15 protein-coding genes are annotated in these 19,118 nt (G+C 71.3%); 4 read left to right on the forward strand and 11 right to left on the reverse strand.

Annotated elements, in window-relative coordinates; translation table 11 throughout:
• Positions 1–117: 117 nt before the first annotated feature.
• The 5 genes from prcA to arc all read right to left on the reverse strand — a co-directional run bounded on the left by prcA (position 118) and on the right by arc (position 5,812).
• A complete protein-coding gene (gene prcA / locus AB0O82_RS15650) occupies positions 118–873 on the reverse strand; it encodes a proteasome subunit alpha (RefSeq protein WP_363583900.1) in 756 nt (251 codons plus the stop codon).
• Between the two features lie 31 nt (positions 874–904).
• Entirely contained in the window at positions 905–1,747 is an 843-nt protein-coding gene (prcB, locus tag AB0O82_RS15655; protein WP_363583902.1) for a proteasome subunit beta, read from the reverse strand.
• 163 nt (positions 1,748–1,910) lie between these two features.
• Positions 1,911–2,129 carry a ubiquitin-like protein Pup gene (locus tag AB0O82_RS15660; RefSeq protein ID WP_031069167.1) on the reverse strand — a complete coding sequence of 73 codons (219 nt, stop codon included), beginning with the start codon at positions 2,127–2,129 and terminating at the stop codon, positions 1,911–1,913.
• A gap of 174 nt (positions 2,130–2,303) precedes the next feature.
• Entirely contained in the window at positions 2,304–3,815 is a 1,512-nt protein-coding gene (gene dop, locus AB0O82_RS15665; protein WP_208869055.1) for a depupylase/deamidase Dop, read from the reverse strand.
• Between the two features lie 230 nt (positions 3,816–4,045).
• A complete protein-coding gene (gene arc, locus AB0O82_RS15670) occupies positions 4,046–5,812 on the reverse strand; it encodes a proteasome ATPase (protein ID WP_363583904.1) in 1,767 nt (588 codons plus the stop codon).
• A gap of 283 nt (positions 5,813–6,095) precedes the next feature.
• Between arc and AB0O82_RS15675 the strand changes: the two genes are divergently transcribed.
• On the forward strand, positions 6,096–6,401 hold the full coding sequence (locus tag AB0O82_RS15675) for a ferredoxin (protein ID WP_363583906.1): 306 nt from the start codon (positions 6,096–6,098) through the stop codon (positions 6,399–6,401).
• A gap of 13 nt (positions 6,402–6,414) precedes the next feature.
• On the opposite strand, the gene AB0O82_RS15680 is transcribed toward AB0O82_RS15675, so the two are convergent.
• The 3 genes from AB0O82_RS15680 to AB0O82_RS15690 form a co-directional block, all read right to left on the reverse strand.
• The gene (locus AB0O82_RS15680; protein WP_363583908.1) at positions 6,415–7,020 is read right to left on the reverse strand and encodes a hypothetical protein; all 606 of its coding nucleotides are present in this window, start codon (positions 7,018–7,020) and stop codon (positions 6,415–6,417) included.
• Positions 7,021–7,145: 125 nt separating this feature from the next.
• Positions 7,146–8,105: a tRNA (adenine-N1)-methyltransferase gene (locus AB0O82_RS15685; protein ID WP_350877994.1), complete on the reverse strand. Its 960-nt coding sequence runs from the start codon at positions 8,103–8,105 to the stop codon at positions 7,146–7,148.
• Between the two features lie 45 nt (positions 8,106–8,150).
• Positions 8,151–9,371, reverse strand: coding sequence for a site-2 protease family protein (locus AB0O82_RS15690; RefSeq protein ID WP_363583910.1), 1,221 nt, complete (start codon positions 9,369–9,371; stop codon positions 8,151–8,153).
• Positions 9,372–9,539: 168 nt separating this feature from the next.
• Between AB0O82_RS15690 and AB0O82_RS15695 the strand changes: the two genes are divergently transcribed.
• Both AB0O82_RS15695 and AB0O82_RS15700 read left to right on the forward strand, forming a co-directional pair.
• Positions 9,540–10,448 (forward strand): RecB family exonuclease, encoded by a 909-nt coding sequence (locus tag AB0O82_RS15695; RefSeq protein WP_363583912.1) that lies wholly within the window; start codon positions 9,540–9,542, stop codon positions 10,446–10,448.
• On the forward strand, positions 10,448–11,119 hold the full coding sequence (locus AB0O82_RS15700) for a response regulator transcription factor (RefSeq protein ID WP_063346919.1): 672 nt from the start codon (positions 10,448–10,450) through the stop codon (positions 11,117–11,119). The genes AB0O82_RS15695 and AB0O82_RS15700 overlap by 1 nt, the downstream gene beginning before the upstream one ends.
• Before the next feature lie 88 nt (positions 11,120–11,207).
• Here AB0O82_RS15700 and AB0O82_RS15705 read toward each other — a convergent pair whose 3' ends face one another.
• The 3 genes from AB0O82_RS15705 to metH form a co-directional block, all read right to left on the reverse strand.
• On the reverse strand, positions 11,208–12,827 hold the full coding sequence (locus AB0O82_RS15705; RefSeq protein WP_363583914.1) for an ABC transporter substrate-binding protein: 1,620 nt from the start codon (positions 12,825–12,827) through the stop codon (positions 11,208–11,210).
• Between the two features lie 353 nt (positions 12,828–13,180).
• Positions 13,181–13,882 (reverse strand): HAD family phosphatase, encoded by a 702-nt coding sequence (locus AB0O82_RS15710; RefSeq protein WP_363583916.1) that lies wholly within the window; start codon positions 13,880–13,882, stop codon positions 13,181–13,183.
• 153 nt (positions 13,883–14,035) lie between these two features.
• Positions 14,036–17,542, reverse strand: a complete 3,507-nt coding sequence (gene metH, locus AB0O82_RS15715; RefSeq protein ID WP_363583918.1) for a methionine synthase — start codon at positions 17,540–17,542, stop codon at positions 14,036–14,038.
• A 143-nt stretch (positions 17,543–17,685) separates the two neighbouring features.
• Here metH and AB0O82_RS15720 point away from each other — a divergent pair, with 143 nt between their 5' ends.
• Positions 17,686–18,777 carry a hypothetical protein gene (locus AB0O82_RS15720; RefSeq protein WP_363583920.1) on the forward strand — a complete coding sequence of 364 codons (1,092 nt, stop codon included), beginning with the start codon at positions 17,686–17,688 and terminating at the stop codon, positions 18,775–18,777.
• Positions 18,778–19,118 lie beyond the last annotated feature (341 nt).

The following is a 19,118-nucleotide window of genomic DNA, read 5'->3' on the forward strand; positions in this document are numbered from 1 at the left end:
ACTCCATTCTGTGTCGGAGCTGTCCGAAACCGCCTCCACGACGACTGGGCCGCCGCAGGGGCACCGGAGTCCCGTACGGCCTCCGTCCGGCCGCCGTACGGGACTCCGCAGGCACTGCTACTCCGGCGCGGTGTCCGCCGGGTCGTCCTCGTCGTCCGACTCGGCGGACTGGTCGCCGTCGAGCAGCCGGGCGAGCTGGTTGCCCAGGATGCGCTTGAACTTGCGCTGCTGGAACCGCTGGCGGTCGAGGACGGCCACCTCCAGCTGCTCCGGGGTGAGGGCGCGCGGGCTGCCGCCGTTGGGGTCGCGGGCGAGCGAGTCCACGGCGGCCCGGACCACCTCGGTGAGGCTCATCCCGGCCCGGTGGCGCTGGCCCAGGTAGTTGCCGATCGAGTCGGCGTTGCCGCCGACCACGACGTAGTTCTTCTCGTCGACGATCGAGCCGTCCGGGGTGAGGCGGTAGATCTGGTCCTCGTCCGCGGTGCGGCCGACCTCGGCCACGATCAGCTCGACCTCGTAGGGCTTCTCGCCGACCGAGGAGAAGATGGTGCCGAGCGTCTGGGCGTAGACGTTGGCCAGGCCCCGGGCGGTGACGTCGGCCCGGTCGTAGGAGTAGCCGCGCAGGTCGGCGTAGCGGACGCCGCCGATGCGCAGGTTCTCGAACTCGTTGTAGCGGCCGACCGCCGCGAAGGCGATCTTGTCGTAGATCTCGGAGACCTTGTGAAGCGCTCTGGAGGTGTTCTCCGCGACGAAGACGATGCCGTCGGCGTAGGTGAGCACGACCACGCTGCGGCCGCGCGCGATGCCCTTGCGGGCGTACTCCGCGCGGTCCGCCATGGCCTGCTGGGGCGAGACGTAGAACGGTGTCGACACCGGCGGTCGTCCCTTTCCTGAGAGGTGATGGCTAGAGCAGCGGGGCCTGCGGGCCGTTGGGGTGCGAGCGGCGCTCGTCGGTGATCGCGACCGCGATCTCGGTGACCTCCGCGTCGGTGAGCCGGCGGAAGCCGTCCTCGGTGATCAGCGAGACGATCGGGAAGATCTTGCGGGCGAGGTCGGGGCCGCCGGTGGCGGAGTCGTCGTCGGCCGCGTCGTACAGCGCCTGGACGACGAGCATGGCGGCCTGGTCGGCCGTCAGGCCGTCGCGGTAGAGCTTCTTCATCGAGCCGCGGGCGAAGACCGAGCCCGAGCCGGTGGCGGCGAAGCCGCGCTCCTCGGAACGCCCGCCGGTGACGTCGTAGTTGAAGATCCGGCCGCGGCCGAGGTCCAGGTCGTAGCCGGCGAACAGCGGGACGACCGCCAGGCCCTGCATCGCCATGCCCAGGTTGCCCCGGATCATCGCGGTGAGCCGGTTGGCCTTGCCCTCCAGCGAGAGCACCGCGCCCTCGATCTTCTCGTAGTGCTCCAGCTCCAGTTGGAACAGCCGGACCATCTCGATGGCGAGGCCTGCGGTGCCGGCGATGCCGACCGCGCTGTACTCGTCGGCCGGGAACACCTTCTCCATGTCGCGCTGGGCGATCACGTTGCCCATCGTCGCCCGGCGGTCACCGGCGATCACCACGCCGCCGTCGAACACCGCGGCCACGATGGTGGTCCCGTGCGGGGCGTCGACCACGGCCCCCGCGGGGAGCCCGCGGTGGCCGGGGATCAGCTCCGGCCGGTGCTCGGCGAGGAAGTCCACGAAGGAGGAGGACCCCGGGGTCAGGAAGGCAGCCGGTAGACGCCCGGTGCCACGAGTGTTGGCTTCCACACGATTCCTTCCAGGTAGCTTGAAGCTCGCGTTGCCCGCACCCTACCCGCCCGACGATCACTGTCCACGCGCGCAGGGGGCCGGTGCCGGACGGCCGGGCGGCCCTCGCCGCCCGACCGCCCTCGACGGTCACGACCGTGAATTCCCGAATACCGGGGACGGGCTATTGCCCGCCCTTCTGCACGAATCCGCGGACGAAATCTTCCGCATTCGACTCCAGGACCTCGTCGATTTCGTCCAGCACCGCGTCGACGTCGTCGCTCAGCTTTTCCTGGCGTTCCTTGAGGTCGTCGGAATTCTGGGTTTCCGCGGCCTGCTCCTCGACCTCCTCGGAGGAGCGGTTCGCCCGCTGCTGGCCGCCGCCGGTGTCCTTGCTCGCCATTTCCCTCACCCCGCTCGATTCTTCTGGCACGGTTTGGTCGTTGCTTGCTGCACCGACCCTATACACAAGGTGCGACTGCCGCTCCCGGTTTGCCGGTGGCGCTTCCTGTCCAACACCCGCTGCCACCCCGGATGATTCCCATTCGGCGGACGTTCACCCATGGTGATCGAAAAGTTACCCGCCGGAGAGGACCCGTAGCAGGTCCTCCGCGGTGCGACAGCGGTCCAGCAGCTCCTTGACGTGGTTGCGGGTGCCCCGCAGCGGCTCCAGCGTGGGCACCCGCTGCAACGAGTCCCGGCCCGGCAGGTCGAAGATCACCGAGTCCCAGGAGGCCGCGGCGACGTGGTCGGCGTACTGCTCCAGGCAGCGCCCGCGGAAGTACGCCCGGGTGTCCTCCGGGGGCTTGGAGACGGCCCGCTCGACCTCCGCCTCGGTCACCAGCCGCTCGAACCGGCCGCGGGCCACCAGCCGGTTGTAGAGGCCCTTGTCGGGCCGCACGTCGCTGTACTGGAGGTCGACCAGGTGCAGCCGCGGGTTCTCCCACCCCAGGGCGTCCCGGCTGCGGTAGCCCTCCAGGATCTCCCGCTTGGCGATCCAGTCCAGTTGCCTGGAGAGCGACATCGGATCGCGCTCCAGCCGCCCGAGGACGTCCTCCCAGCGGGCCAGCACGTCCAGTGTCTGCTCGTCCGCGTCGGTGCCGAAGCGGTCCTCGACGTACTTGCGGGCCAGCTCGAAGTACTCCAGCTGGAGCTGGACGGCAGTGAGTTTGCGCCCGTTGCGCAGGGTGATCAGGTGCTTGAGCGTGGGGTCGTGGGAGACCCGGTGCAGGGTGCGCACCGGCTGGTCGACGGCGAGGTCGGAGGCGATGAAGGAGTCCTCGATCATCGACAGGACCAGTGAGGTGGTGCCCAGCTTGAGGTAGGTGGAGATCTCGGAGAGGTTGGCGTCCCCGATGATCACGTGCAGCCGGCGGTACTTCTCCGCGTCGGCGTGCGGTTCGTCCCGGGTGTTGATAATCGGGCGCTTGAGCGTGGTCTCCAGGCCGACCTCGACCTCGAAGTAGTCGGCCCGCTGGCTGATCTGGAAGCCGTGCGTCGAGCCGTCCTGGCCGATGCCGACCCGGCCGGCACCGGTGACCACCTGGCGGGAGACGAAGAACGGGGTGAGGTGGCGGACGATGTCGGCGAACGGCGTCGCCCGCTTCATCAGGTAGTTCTCGTGGGTGCCGTAGGAGGCGCCCTTGTTGTCGGTGTTGTTCTTGTACAGGTGGATGTTCTGCCCGTTGGGCAGTTCCAGCGCGCGCTGCGCGGCGGCGGCCATGATCCGCTCGCCGGCCTTGTCCCAGAGCACGGCGTCGCGCGGGTTGGTGACCTCGGGCGAGCTGTACTCGGGGTGCGCGTGGTCCACGTAGAACCGGGCCCCGTTGGTGAGGATGACGTTGGCCAGGCCGATGTCCTCGTCGGTCAGCTGGCTGGCGTCCGCCACCTCGCGCGCCAGGTCGAAGCCCCGGGCGTCACGCAGCGGGTTCTCCTCCTCGAAGTCCCAGCGGGCCCGCCGCGCCCGGTGCATCGCCGCCGCGTACGCGTTGACGATCTGGGACGAGGTGAGCATGGCGTTGGCGTTGGGGTGCCCGGGCACGGAGATCCCGTACTCGGTCTCGATGCCCATCACGCGCCGTACGGTCATGCGGCCCTCCTTGCCCGGTGCGCCGCCCCCCACGGGCGGAGCACGCCGACGTACCGCTGAACAACACCGGCGCCGGCGTTCTGCCCGCGATCGGTGGGTCGAGCCTAGAACCCGGCGCCGACGGGCGGACCCCGAGACGCGCCGTCCGGCTGCGGGGCCGCGAGGCGCCACAGCCGGACGGGGTGCGTGCTGTTCCGGGGACCGCCGGGCGGCCCGGTCTCACCGCGTGCTTACAGGTACTGCCCCGTGTTGGCGACAGTGTCGATCGAGCGGCCGGACTCGGCGCCCTGCTTGCCGGTGACCAGCGTGCGGATGAAGACGATCCGCTCGCCCTTCTTGCCGGAGATGCGGGCCCAGTCGTCCGGGTTGGTGGTGTTCGGCAGGTCCTCGTTCTCCTTGAACTCGTCCACGCAGGCGGCGAGCAGGTGGGAGACGCGCAGACCGCGCTGACCGTGGTCGAGGAAGTCCTTGATGGCCATCTTCTTCGCGCGGTCGACGATGTTCTGGATCATGGCGCCGGAGTTGAAGTCCTTGAAGTACAGGACCTCCTTGTCACCGTTGGCGTAGGTGACCTCCAGGAAGCGGTTCTCCTCGGTCTCGGAGTACATCCGCTCCACGACCGACTGGATCATCGCGGCCACCGTGGTGCCCAGGGAGCCGTCGTGCTCCTTGAGGTCGTCCGGGTGGAACGGCAGCGACTCCTTGAGGTACTTGGAGAAGATGTCCTTCGCGGCCTCGGCGTCCGGGCGCTCGATCTTGATCTTGACGTCCAGGCGGCCGGGCCGCAGGATCGCCGGGTCGATCATGTCCTCGCGGTTCGAGGCGCCGATGACGATGACGTTCTCCAGGCCCTCCACACCGTCGATCTCGGCGAGCAGCTGCGGGACGATGGTGTTCTCCACGTCCGAGCTGACGCCGGAACCGCGGGTGCGGAACAGCGACTCCATCTCGTCGAAGAAGACGATGACGGGCGTGCCCTCGCTCGCCTTCTCCCGGGCCCGCTGGAAGACCAGGCGGATCTGCCGCTCGGTCTCGCCCACGTACTTGTTGAGCAGTTCGGGGCCCTTGATGTTGAGGAAGTAGCTCTTCCCCTGGGGGCGTCCGGTGACCTCGGCGACCTTCTTGGCCAGCGAGTTGGCGACCGCCTTGGCGATCAGCGTCTTGCCGCAGCCGGGCGGGCCGTAGAGCAGCACGCCCTTGGGCGGACGCAGCTCGTACTCCTTGAAGAGGTCGGCGTGCAGGTAGGGCAGCTCGACCGCGTCCCGGATCAGCTCGATCTGGTTGCTCAGTCCGCCGATCTGGCGGTAGTCGATGTCCGGGACCTCTTCGAGGACCAGCTCCTCGACCTCGGACTTCGGCACGACCTCGTACACGTAGCCGGAGCGGGGCTCCAGCAGCAGGGCGTCCCCCGCCCGGACGGTGAGCTCGCGCAGCGGTTCGGCGAGGCGCACCACCCGCTCCTCGTCGGTGTGGCCGACGACCAGGGCGCGTTCGCCGTCCTCGAGGATCTCCTTGAGGGTGACGATCTCGCCGATGCGCTCGAAGGCCATCGCGTCCACGATGTTGAGGGCCTCGTTGAGCATCACTTCCTGGCCGCGCCGCAGTTCGTCGAGGGCGACGTTGGGGCTGACGTTCACGCGGAGCTTGCGCCCCCCGGTGAAGATGTCGGCGGTGCCGTCCTCGTTGGCCTCGAGGAAGGTGCCGAACCCGGCCGGGGGCTGTGCCAGCCGGTCCACTTCCTCCTTGAGGGCCACGATCTGGTCGCGGGCCTCTCGCAGGGTGGAGGCGAGCCGTTCGTTCTGGGCGGACACTCCGGCCAGGTTGGTCTGGAGCTCGACGATCCGCTCTTCGAGGATCCTCGAATTGCGCGGCGAGTCGGCGAGCTTGCGGCGCAGCACAGCGATTTCCTGCTCAAGGAACGAGACCTGAGCGGCCTCGTCGGAACCACGAGCGGGCCTGCCGGTGCTGCGGTTGTAGTCGTCATCGTGGGCTGCCACGGTCCTCACCTCCTCCGGGGAGCTGGACGCTTCCAGACCCTACCTGGGACCAGGGGTCCGTAAACCCCTAGATCAAGAAAGATGGAACGGGCGTGTCCGATCTTCGCCCCAGCGTGCTTCCCCTCTGCTAAGGGGATACCCACCGCTCACCACCCAAAGCGGGCCAGATGTATCGTCGAGCGAAGTGATATCCGATCGCGACCGGGCGCCTGGGTCCGATCGTTGTACGAATGGCGGGATTGCCCCGGAAAAGGGCGACCCGGGACAGAAACGGCAGGGGACCATGTCGGTAACCGAGCAGACGGCCGCGGCGGCCGAACAGCTGGAGGTGTGGATCGACCAGGATCTGTGCACCGGCGACGGCATCTGCGTGCAGTACGCACCCGAGGTCTTCGAGCTGGACATCGACGGCCTCGCCTACGTGAAGGGGCCGGACGACGAGCTGCGCCAGCAGCCCGGGGAGACCGCCCCGGTGCCGCTGACGATCCTTCAGGACGTGGTGGACTCGGCGAAGGAGTGCCCCGGCGACTGCATCCACGTGCGCCGGGTCACCGACCGGGTCGAGGTGTACGGGCCGGACGCGGACTGACGCGTCCTCCCCCTCAGGTCTGGCTGACCGGGGCGGCGGTCTGGGAACGTTCCCAGCCGCCGCCCTTGCGCATCCAGGTGAGGTCGAGTGAGATGTCGGGACGGAAGCGCGGCACCTCGTCGCTCGAATACCCCTGCGCGTGGCCGGTGATGGCGCCGTCGGAGCGCAGCGCGAGCCGGCCGAGGGTGAGGTTCTCGCGCTCGGAGAGGAGCGTGGCCAGCACCACCGGGCGGTCGCCGGGGCCGAAACCGAGCAGGTAGACGGCGTCCGGCGGGGTGCCGTTCTCGGCCGCGCAGTGCGCGGCGACGACCGTGCCGGGCCGTCCGTCGCCCAGGTCGGCCGGCATGCTGATGGCCGTCGCGACCGGGAACGGGCCGCAGTCGAGCGGAAGTTGGGCCTTGGCCGGGTCGGGGGCGGCACTCGCCCCGAGGGCCTTGGGAGTGCCGTGGACGGGCACCGGGGTGCCGGTGGCGGGGCTGGCGGCGAGGGCCGCGGCCACCACCGCGCCGCAGCCGGCCAGGGCCAGGGCCCAGTGCCAGGGGGCGGTGCGCGCGTGCCCGGGCCCGGTGCGGCCCCGCGGTGTCTGCTGTCCAGCCGTCGTCCCGACCGCGGTCTCCACCAGGCGTCCCCTCCAGTGCTCCCAGGAGCTGGTCTGCGTGCGCGAGCATCGTCCCACACACCGGCGGCCGGAATGCCGAGGGGTGGCACGAGCAGGCTCGTACCACCCCTGGGAAGCGATCCCGGTCAGCCCAGGTCGGGCTGCTCGGTCTCGACGGCGCGGGCGGCGGCACGGGCCGCGGCGCGCTCCTGGAGGCTCGGCTCCGAGCCCCCGTTGTCGTAGTCCTCGCCGTACGCGCCCTTGGCCGGGCGGCGGCGGCGCAGCGGCGGCTCGACGCCGTCGGCGAGGCGGCGGGCGGTGAGCAGGAAGCCGGTGTGGCCGATCATCCGGTGGTCCGGGCGGACGGCCAGGCCCTCCAGGTGCCAGGTGCGGACCATGGTCTCCCAGGCCTGCGGCTCGGTGAAGGTGCCGTGGTCGCGCAGTGCCTCGACGGTCTTGGACATCTGCGTGGTGGTGGCCACGTAGCAGCAGATCAGGCCGCCGGGGACGAGCGCCTTGGAGGCGACGTCCAGGCACTCCCAGGGGGCGAGCATGTCGAGGATGACGCGGTCGACGTCGGCCTCGACCAGGTTGTCCTGGAGGTCTCCGACGGTGAGCTTCCACGCCGGGTGCGGCCCGCCGAAGTAGCGCTCGACGTTGCCCTTGGCGATGTCGGCGAAGTCCTGCCGGCGCTCGTACGAGGCCAGCATGCCGGTGTCGCCGACGGCGCGCAGCAGGTAGGTGGAGAGCGCGCCCGAGCCGACACCGGCCTCGACGACGCGGGCGCCGGCGAAGATGTCGGCCATGGCCAGGATCTGCCCCGCGTCCTTGGGGTAGATCACGGCGGCGCCGCGCGGCATGGACAGGACGTAGTCGGGGAGCAGGGGGCGCAGCGCGAGGTACGGGACGTTCCCCGTGGTGCGCACGACCGTGCCCTCGGGGGCGCCGATCAGCTCGTCGTGCGGGAACGCACCCTTGTGGGTGTGGAACTGGTTCCCGGCCTGGAGCGTGAACGTGTAGTGGCGGCCCTTGGGGTCGGTCAGCTGGACCTGGTCCCCGACCTGGAAGGGCCCGCGTCGGCGGGTGGCACCGGTCGGTTCGGACATGCGGTCAATCCTAAGGGAAGCGGACGGTCCGCCCGACCAGAGTGATCACCGGCCGGCGACGGCGGCGGTGAGGCGCTGCTCGATGTCGGTGAGCGCGGCCACGCCGAACACCCGGCCGTCCGCCTCGACCACCAGGTACTCCCCGGCCGGGGTGGCCTGGACGGCGCGCAGCAGGTCCTCGCCGCCGAGGTCGGCGTCCAGCCGAAGGCCGGGTTCGAGGTCGCGGGCGAGCGGGCCGACGGCGACCCACGGGCGGCGGTGCTCGGGCACCGCGCGGACGGCGGACTCGCGGACGATGCCGATCGGGTCGCCCCGACCGTCCACCACCACGACCGCGCCGGCCTGGGCCTCGCGGGCCCGGCGCAGCGCCTCGCCGAGCGGGGTGTCGGCGGTGACCTCGACGGTCCGGCGGGCGAACTCGCGCAGCCGCAGGCCGGGCAGCACCTCCTTGAGCCGGGCGTTGCGCAGGCTCCCGGTGGCGCCGTTCCAGATGATCGCGGCGAGGACGGCGGCCAGCACCGCGTCGACCAGGGTGTCGGTCGTGGTGCGTTCGATCCCGCGGGCGGCGCTGAACAGCGGCAGGCCGACCAGCACCGCGACGGCCAGCGCCCGGCCGACCCAGGCGGCGGCGACCGTGCCGGTCATCGCCTTGCCGCTGATCGCCCAGACGACCGCGCGCAGCATCCGGCCGCCGTCCAGCGGCAGGCCGGGCAGCAGGTTGAACGCGGCGACCACCAGGTTGGAGACCATCAGCCCGGTGAGCAGCACCCCGGGCACCGTGGAGAGCTCCACGGCCTGCATCGCGAGGTAGAACACGCCGCCGAGCACCAGCGAGAGCAGCGGGCCGACGAAGGCCAGCCAGAACTCGCGCCACGGGCTCTCGGCCTCGTTCTCGATCTCCGAGACGCCGCCGAAGAACTGGAGCTGGATCCGCCGTACACCGAGCCTGTAGCGCAGCGCGACCAGGGTGTGAGCGAGCTCGTGCACCAGGACGGAGGCGTAGAAGGCGACCGCGAAGAAGAACGCGAGCAGGTAGCGGGCGGCGCCGAGGTCCGGCAGGACGTCGCCGAGCTGGCCGCCGAACACCCAGGTGATCAGCGCGGCGATGACGAACCAGGAGGGGGTCACGTAGATGGGCACGCCGAAGGGGCGGCCCACCAGGAGGCCGCTGCCGCGCTCGGGCGGCCGGGGCGGTCGCCCTGCCGGGCGGCCGCCGTCGTCCTGCGGTGGCTGGTCGGAGGTCTGCTGCCCCCTGCTGTCGCTCACCGTGATCCCTTCGGTCGTCTGCCCCGTCGTGCCCCGGTGCGCCCACGCTACGTGATCGCGGCCCTCCGGTGGCGTGCGGCCCTCTGTCAGGCTTCATACCCACTGTGCCGCGCGGTGTGGCAGCACCGTGGCAGCAGGATGACAGCGAAGGGCAATAGGGTCGGAGGCATGCAGCAGACCGACACCACCAGCGCCGCCGGGGCCCCGGCGCGCCCGGCGGCGCCCCCGACCGGCCTGTCCCCGTCCCGGGCGGGGGACTTCCTGACCTGTCCCCTGCTGTACCGGCTGCGGGTGATCGACCGGCTGCCCGAGCCGCCGAGCGCGGCGGCGACCAGGGGCACGCTGGTGCACGCGGTGCTGGAGCGGCTCTTCGACAGCCCCGCGACCGATCGGACGCCGGAGCGGGCGCTGGGCCTGCTGCGCCCGCAGTGGGAGCGGCTGCTGGGCGAGCGCCCGGAGCTGGGCTCGCTGTTCCCGGACGATCCGGACGGCGCGGCGCTCGCCCGCTGGCTGGCGGACGCCGAGAAGCTGGTCGGCCAGTGGTTCCGGCTGGAGGACCCGACCCGGCTGCACCCGGTGGAGCGCGAGCTGTACGTGGAGACGGCCCTGGAGTCGGGGCTGCTGCTGCGCGGCTACATCGACCGGGTGGACGTCGCCCCGAGCGGTGAGGTCCGGCTGGTGGACTACAAGACCGGCCGGGCGCCCTCGCGGGACTTCGAGGGCAAGGCGATGTTCCAGATGAAGTTCTACGCGCTCGTGGTGTGGCGCTGGAAGGGTGTCGTCCCCAAGCGGCTCCAGCTGGTCTACCTCGGCGGGGGCGGGGACGTGGTCAGCTACGACCCGGACGAGGCCGACCTGCTCGCGGTGGAGCGCAAGCTGCGGGCGCTCTGGGAGCGGATCACCCACGCGGTGGCCACCGGGGAGTTCCCGGCGACCCGCAACCGCCTCTGCGACTGGTGCGACCACCAGGCCAGTTGCCCGGAGTTCGGCGGCACTCCCCCGCCGTACCCGCTGCCGCTGTCGCGTACGTCTGACGAAGACGATCCCACGGGGGATCAGATGAGCAAGGAGTCCTAGTGACGATCCGAGTGCTGCTGGTCGACGACCAGCCGCTGCTGCGCACCGGTTTCCGGATGATCCTGGAGGCCGAGTCCGACCTGGTCGTGGTCGGCGAGGCCGGCGACGGTCAGCAGGCGCTGGACCAGGTGCGGGCGCTGCAGCCCGACGTGGTGCTGATGGACATCCGGATGCCCAGGATGGACGGCGTCGAGGCGACCCGCAGGATCGCCGGCCCCGGGCGGGACGGCCCGGCCAAGGTGCTGGTGCTGACCACCTTCGACCTGGACGAGTACGTGGTGGAGGCGCTGCGCGCGGGCGCCAGCGGCTTCCTGCTGAAGGACGTCCCGGCGGAGGAACTGGTGCAGGCGATCCGGGTGGTGGCGGACGGCGCGGCGATGCTGGCGCCGAGCATCACCCGCCGGCTGCTGGACATGTACGCCACCAAGCTGCCCTCGGGCGAGGAGGCGCCGCCGCAGGCGCTGAGCGCGCTGACCGAGCGCGAGCTGGAGGTGCTGAAGCTGGTGGCGCGCGGGCTCTCGAACGCGGAGATCGCGGCCGAACTGTTCGTCAGCGAGACCACCGTGAAGACGCACGTCGGCCATGTGCTGACCAAGCTCCAGCTGCGCGACCGGGTGCAGGCGGCGGTGTACGCGTACGAGAGCGGGCTGGTGCGCCCGGGCGCCCTGTAGACCCTGCAGCCGACGGCCCGCCCGCCTTCCCCGTGCACCCTGGGGGAAGGCGGGCGGGCCGCCGTGTTGAGGGGTGTCGTCCGGTCGTCTACTTGCCGGCGCTGCGGCTGATCTCCCAGAAGCGGAACACGCCGGTGGTGTCGATGGTCGACTCGACGCCGATGATGTACGAACGCGACGCGAAGAAGCCCTTGTTCTGGTACAGCGGGATGAGCGGCGCGTTCTCGGCGACGATCTGCTGGATCTGGGCGTAGCCGGCCACCGCGGCGCTGCGGTCGGCCTGCTTGAGGCCGTCCGGCACCAGCTTCTGGCTGATCCTCGGGTCGTCCCAGCCGTGGTGGTAGGCGCCGCCGTCGATGAGCAGCGGGGCGATGTAGTTGTCCGGGTCCGGGTAGTCGGCGAACCAGCCGATGAGGTACGCCTGGTAGCGGCCCTCGGACCAGCCGGCCCGGTACTTGTCCCAGTCCGGCTCCGTCTGGACGGTCACCTGGAACAGGCCGCCGGCCTCCAGCTGCTTCTTCAGGGTCTCGGGCTCGGCGCTGCCGGCCCGCGAGCGCGACCAGGTGAGGGTGAGCTTGACCGGGAGCTGGACCTTGGCGTCGGTGAGGATCTTCTTGGCCTTGCCGCTGTCCTGGTCGCCGTAGCGGTCGAAGAAGGCCGTGGTGTGGCCGGTGACGCCGGCCGGGACCATCGCGTACAGCGGCTGGACGGTCCGGGCGAAGACGTCGCGGGCGAGCGACTTGCGGTCGAGCAGCTGGGCGGCGGCCTGGCGGACGGCGACGTTGCCGGCGACCGGGTCCTTGGTGTTGAAGACCAGCGAGCGGGTGTCGTTGCTGTCGCCCTCGACGACCTGGAGGTCGGTCTTGCCGCCCTGTTGGTCGGAGTGCATCTGGGCGGCGGTGTTCGGGTCCAGGCTGTTGTCGGTGAGGTCGACGTCGCCCTTGTCCAGCGCGGCCTTCAGGTCGGCGGGCTTGTCGAAGTACCGGACGGTGAACTTGCTGTTCCGGAGCTTGGCCTCGCCGTTGTACTTGTCGTTGGGCACCAGGACGACCTTGCCCAGCTGCTTGGCCGTGTCGCCGTTGCCGCCCATGACCTCGACCGTCTCGAAGCGGTACGGGCCGGAGCCGATCAGTTTGTCGTTGGGGACGACCTTGTCGGCCGGGTAGGCCTGGTGGTCGAGGATGGCGCCGGCCGGGCCGGCCAGCTTGGCCGGCAGGGTGGCGTCGGGCGTGGAGAGGTGGAAGATCACCTCGGTGTCGCCCTTGGCCTCGACGCTCCTGATCGAGGAGAGCAGGGGGGCCGCGCCGTTCTGGTCGTTGATCTTCTTGGTGCGCTCGATCGAGAACACCACGTCGGCCGCGGTCAGCGGGTGGCCGTTGGAGAACTTCAGGCCGGTCCGCATGGTGCAGTGGTACTGGGTGGCGTCGCCCGCGGTGAACTCGCAGGACTGCGCGGCGTCCGGGGAGGGGGCGCTGGAGGCGGCCGGGAAGGTGAGCAGCGACTGGAAGGTGTTGCGCAGCAGCAGCCAGGACCCGGAGTCGTAGGCGGCGGCCGGGTCCAGCACGCCGGTGAGCTGGGTGGTACCCATGACGATCGCCTTGCCGCCGTCCCCCTTGACGGCGTCGGTGACCGATCCGCAGCCTGCCGCCGTCACGGCGACAAGACCGGCGCAGCCGAGTGCTGCCAGGCGTTCAGCTGAAGTCTTCACGGGGCGCGTCCTTCTGGGTGCGGTCCGACCGGGGTCGGCGGCCCGCGTCGAGGGCGCTCCCGGTGCGGAAGGCGTGCGCGGGCCTGGCGCCCGTACGACCGCGGGCGGGACGGGGTTGCCCGTCGTCGGCGGTGGCAGGGCGCGAGGGAGGGGAACGAACTGGAGTAGCGTGCCATATCGAACACGCACGACCGATACCCGTGCAGATGACGTTTGGGACACGGTGGTTGAGGGCATCGCGAAACACCCGACGAGTTGTCAGGCAATGCCCTTTTTCTCCCCGGGCGGCCGTCGGCGGTGGCTGGATCCGGCTGCTTACCGGCGAGTAGACCACCCTCGCAATGAGATGACAATCACACCCGCGAAGCGACCAGCGAGCGCAGCAGTTCAAGATCGACCTGCTCCAGAGAGGAGCGCACCAGCCGCCCCGGGGCCGGCTCGATCGGTGCCACCGAGGGCACCGCGACGACCGGGCAGCCCGCCGCCTCGGCCGCCCGCACCCCGGTCGGCGCGTCCTCGACCACCACGCAGCGGGCCGGGTCCGCGCCCAGCCGCCGGGCCGCCTCCAGGTACGGGTCCGGGTGCGGCTTGGTGCGCGGCACCTCGTCCCCGGCAACCGTGAAGGCGAAGTGGTGGGAGCCCAGCGAGCGCAGCACGATGTCCACCACGTGCCGGTGCGAGGCGGTCACCAGAACGGCCGGAATCCCGTGTGCGGCCAGGGTGTTGAGGAGACGTTCGGCGCCCGGCATGAGCGGCACGCCGCCCGCCAGCAGGTCGACGAAGCGCTGGTTGATCAGCACCGTCAGGTCCGCCGGGGCGAGGTCCACCCCGGTGGTGCCGACCAGGTAGTCGATCACCCGCGTCATCGGACCGCCGACCACCTGGGCCCGGTCCTCGTCGGTCAGCGCGTGGCCCAGCTCGGCGAACAGGGTGACCTCGGCCTGCCACCAGAAGTCCTCGGTGTCCACCAGCGTCCCGTCCATGTCCAGCAGCACCGCCTGCAGGCCGCGGCCGTCCCCGTGGTCGAGGATCCGGGCGGCGGTGGAGGTGGTCATGGCGGGAGTCCTTCCGTCGGTACCCCCGGGTGCGTTCGAGCGCCCCCCGGGGATGGCGCGGGCCGGCCCGCTGGTGAGCGGACCGGCCCGTTCAGGATCATCCAGGATACGCCCGGTTCGCCCGAAAAGAGCGAACGGAACGAGGCGCCGGGGTTACCGGGCGTTGAAGTACTTCGCCTCCGGGTGGTGGATGACGATCGCGTCGGTGGACTGCTCCGGGTGCAGCTGGAACTCCTCGGAGAGCACCACGCCGATCCGCTCGGGCTTCAGCAGCTCGGCGATCTTGGCGCGGTCCTCCAGCTCCGGGCAGGCCCCGTAGCCGAGCGAGAAGCGGGCGCCCCGGTACTTGAGCGCGAACATGTCCTTGACGTCCTGCGGGTCCTCGCCGGAGAAGCCCAGCTCGTAGCGGACCCGGGCGTGCCAGAACTCGGCCAGCGCCTCGGCCAGTTGCACCGACAGGCCGTGCAGCTCCAGGTAGTCGCGGTAGGAGTTGTCGGCGAACAGCTCGTTCGCCGCCTCCGAGATCCGGTTGCCCATGGTGACCACCTGGAGGCCGATCACGTCCCGCACGCCGGACTCCTCCGGGCGGAAGAAGTCGGCCAGGCAGAGCCGGCGCCCGCGCCGCTGGCGGGGGAAGGTGAAGCGGGTCCGCTCGGTGCCGTCCTCGTGGAAGACGATCAGGTCGTCGCCCTTGGAGTTGGCTGGGTAGTAGCCGTAGACCACGGCCGCCTCCAGCCAGCCCTCGGTCTGCAGCCGGTCCAGCCACATCCGCAGCCGCGGCCGGCCCTCGGTCTCCACCAGCTCCTCGTACGAGGGCCCCTCGCCGCTGCGGGCCGCCTTCAGGCCCCACTGGCCCTTGAACAGCGCGTCCTCGTCCAGCCAGGAGGCGTAGTCGGCGAACGGGATGCCCTTGACGATCCGGTCGCCCCAGAACGGCGGGGTCGGCACGGTGTTGTCGACGGTGACGTCCGAGCGGATCTGGCCGAGGTTGACCTCCGGCTCCTCCACCACCTCGACCCGGGCGTGCCGGCGCTGCTTGAGCTCCGGCAGGCTCGCGCCGGGCACGCCGCGCTTGACCGCGATCAGCGCGTCCATCAGCCGCAGGCCCTCGAAGGCGTCCCGGGCGTAGCGGACCTCGCCCTCGTAGATCTCGTGCAGGTCCTGCTCGACGTAGGCCCGGGTGAGCGCGGCGCCGCCCAGGATCACCGGGTAACTCGCGGCCAGCTTGCGCTGGTTGAGCTCCTCCAGGTTCTCCTTCATGATCACGGTGGACTTCACCAGCAGGCCGGACATCCCGATCACGTCCGCCTTGTGCTCCTGCGCGGCGTCCAGGATCGCCGAGACCGGCTGCTTGATGCCCAGGTTGACCACGTTGTAGCCGTTGTTGGACAGGATGATGTCCACCAGGTTCTTGCCGATGTCGTGGACGTCGCCCTTGACGGTGGCCAGCACGATGGTGCCCTTGCCCTCGCTGTCGGACTTCTCCATGTACGGCTCCAGGTGGGCCACCGCGGTCTTCATCACCTCGGCGGACTGGAGCACGAAGGGCAGCTGCATCTGGCCGGAGCCGAACAGCTCGCCGACCACCTTCATGCCGGCCAGCAGGGTGTCGTTGATGATCTCCAGCGCGGGCCGCCCGGCCAGCGCCTCGTCCAGGTCGGCCTCCAGGCCGTTGCGCTCGCCGTCGATGATCCGGCGCTGCAGGCGCTCGTCCAGCGGCAGCGCGGCCAGCTCCTCCGCCTTGGACGCCTTGACCGAGGCCGAGGAGACGCCGTCGAACAGCTCCAGCAGGTGCTGGAGCGGGTCGTAGCCGTCCCGGCGGCGGTCGTAGACCAGGTCGAGGGCGGCCTCGCGCTGGTCCTCGGGGATCCGGGAGATCGGCAGGATCTTGGAGGCGTGCACGATCGCCGAGTCCAGGCCGGCCTCCACGCACTCGTGCAGGAAGACCGAGTTCAGCACCACCCGGGCGGCCGGGTTGAGGCCGAAGGAGATGTTGGACAGGCCCAGCGTGGTCTGCACGGCCGGGTGGCGGCGCTTGAGCTCGCGGATCGCCTCGATGGTCTCGATGCCGTCCCGGCGGGACTCCTCCTGGCCGGTGGCCAGGGTGAAGGTGAGGCAGTCCACCAGGATCGAGCCCTCGTCGACGCCGTAGTCGGCGGTCAGCTCGGCGATCAGCCGCTCGGCGATCTCGACCTTCTTGCCGGCGGTGCGGGCCTGGCCCTCCTCGTCGATGGTCAGCGCGATCAGGCCGGCGCCGTGCTCGCGGGCCAGCGAGGCGATCCGGCCGAAGCGCGAGTCCGGGGCGTTGCCGTCCTCGTAGTTGACCGAGTTGAGCACCGCGCGGCCGCCGAGCGCCTCCAGGCCGGCCCGCAGCACCTGCGGCTCGGTGGAGTCCAGCACGATCGGCAGGGTGGAGGCGGTGGCCAGCCGGCCGGCGATCTCCTTCATGTCGGCGACGCCGTCGCGGCCGACGTAGTCCACGCACAGGTCCAGCAGGTGGGAGCCGTCCCGGATCTGCTCGCGGGCGATCTCCACGCAGGCCTGCCAGTCGCCGGCCAGCATCGCCTCGCGGAACTTCTTCGAGCCGTTGGCGTTGGTGCGCTCGCCGATCGCCAGGTACGAGGTGTCCTGGCGGAACGGCACCGCCTGGTACAGCGAGGACGCCGAGGACTCCGGCTGCGGGGTGCGCGGGGTGACCGGCCGGCCCTGCACCCGCTCGACCACCTGGCGCAGGTGCTCGGGCGTGGTGCCGCAGCAGCCGCCGACCAGCGAGAGGCCGTACTCGCGGGTGAACACGTCGTGCGCGTCGGCCAGTTCGGACGGGGAGAGCGGGTAGTGGGCGCCGTCCTTGCCGAGCACCGGCAGGCCCGCGTTCGGCATGCAGGACAGGCCGATCCGCGCGTTCTTGGCCAGGTAGCGCAGGTGCTCGCTCATCTCGGCCGGGCCGGTGGCGCAGTTGAGGCCGATGTAGTCGACGCCGAGCGGCTCCAGGGCCGTCAGCGCGGCGCCGATCTCGGAGCCGAGCAGCATGGTGCCGGTGGTCTCCACGGTCACCTGCACCAGCACCGGCAGGTCCAGCCCGGCCTCGGCGAGGGCGCGCTTGCAGCCCAGGATGGCGGCCTTGGTCTGCAGCAGGTCCTGGCTGGTCTCGACCAGCAGCGCGTCGGCGCCGCCGGCGATCAGGCCGGCCGCGTTCTGCTGGAAGCCGTCGCGCAGCGTCTCGTACGGCGCGTGGCCGAGGGTGGGCAGCTTGGTGCCGGGGCCGATCGAGCCGAGCACCCAGCGGGTGCGGCCGTCGGCGGCGTGGGCGTCGGCCACCTCGCGGGCGATCCGGGCGCCCGACTCGGACAGCTCGAAGATGCGATCCGCGATCTCGTACTCGCCGAGTGCGGAGAAGTTGGCGCCGAAGGTGTTGGTCTCGACGCAGTCCACGCCGACCCCGAAGTAGGCCTCGTGGACGGAGCGCACGATGTCGGGCCGGGTGGCGTTGAGGACCTCGTTGCAGCCCTCCAGGTTCTGGAAGTCCTCCAGCGTCGGATCCTGTGCCTGGAGCATGGTGCCCATTGCACCGTCGGCGACCACCACCCGGGTGGCGAGCGCTTCACGCAGCGCGTTCGCGCGGCTCTGCTGAGTGATGGACGGATTGGCTGCAGTGGCCATGGGGCTTCTCCCTGGTGCGACGGCTGTCGGCTTTGCGGGCCCGCTTACTCGGGCCCGCACGTGGCCAGGGTATCCGGCCCGCGCCCCGGCCTGCGGTCGCATTCCGTATCCTGAGCGTTCGACCGCAAGGGGGGAGCAACCGCGTGGGCCGATTCCCGACCGTCGCGCGACGCGTCACGGGGGCCCTGGCGGCCCCGTTCCGGGCGTTGCGCAAGCGCTGGCGGAGCTGGTCCCGGTGGCGCCGGGCGCTGCTGGCACTGGGCCTCGCGGCGGCCGTGCCGGCAGCCGCGCTCGGCTCGGCCTTCGTCGCGATCCGCTTGCACTACACCGGCGACCCGTCCGCCGAGGCCCGCACCCGCGGCCGGGACGCGCTCTGGCTCGGCCACGCCTGGGTGGACGGCCGCAAGGGCGAGGCCGACGTCGCCGCGCTGGTGCGGCAGCTGGCCGGCACCGGCGTCCGCGACCTGTACGTGCACACCGGCCCGCTGGAACACGACGGCTCGCTGCCGCCCGCCGTCCACCCCCGGGCCCGCTGGTTCACCGACGCGGTGCACCGGGCGCTGCCGGACGTCCGGGTGCAGAGCTGGCTGGGCGACGAGGTCAAGCCGGAGAAGGACGCCCTGGACCTGGAGGACGCCCCCACCCGGGACCGGGTCACCGCCTCCGCCCGGCAGGTCCTGGACCTCGGCTTCGACGGCGTGCACTTCGACATGGAACCGATCCGGCCCGGCAGCGCCGGCTGGCTGGCTCTGCTCGACCAGGTCCGCCCGGTCACGGCCGAGCACGGCGCCGCGCTCTCGGTGGCGGCCCCGCAGCTCGACCCGGTGCCCGGCCTGCACACCGCCGGGATCCTGCTCACCGACCACGGCAAGTGGTGGGACCAGGCGTACTTCACCGAGACCGCCCGCCGGGTCGACCAGGTCGCCGTGATGGCGTACGACACCAGCATGCCGACCGAGCCGCTGTTCGGCGGCTACGTCGCCCTGCAGACCGAACTGGCGCTGGAGGCCACCCCGGCCGGGGTGGACCTGCTGATCGGCCTGCCGTTCTTCTGGGACGACCGGCACGGCCATCGGGGTGACGCCGAGACCGTGCCGGCCGCCGTCCGGGGCGTCCGGCTGGGCCTGGGCCGCCAGGACCCGGGGCGACGGAACTTCGGCGTCGCGCTCTACGTGGACTTCGCCGCCACCCCGGAGCACTGGGCGGCGTACCGGCGCGGGTGGGTGGACGCCTGAGGGGTTCCGGCGGCGCGTGCGGGAACGGCGCGCGCGGCAAAGAGTGCGTGCGGGAACGGCGCGTGCGGGAAGGGTGCGTCGTCGCGCCGCGTCGCCGCTCGGACACCGTCCGCGCCCGCCCCGGAGGAGCTGACGACCCGTCAGCCCGGACCGTCCGGATATCCGCTGGATCGGGGCGGCACGCTCCCCCAGACTGTCCCGGTGCCCGGCCGCGGTGCGCATCAAAGCCCGTAGGCTGGGCAGGTAGGGACCATGGGGCGAGGCGTTCCATGGGTGACGAGAGGTTCGACAGTCGGCAGCCGACCCGTCGGCGCCCCGGCAGGCCAGCCGAGGCGGCGCAG

This window comes from Kitasatospora sp. NPDC088264, from assembly GCF_040685715.1.
Lineage (GTDB): Bacteria > Actinomycetota > Actinomycetes > Streptomycetales > Streptomycetaceae > Kitasatospora.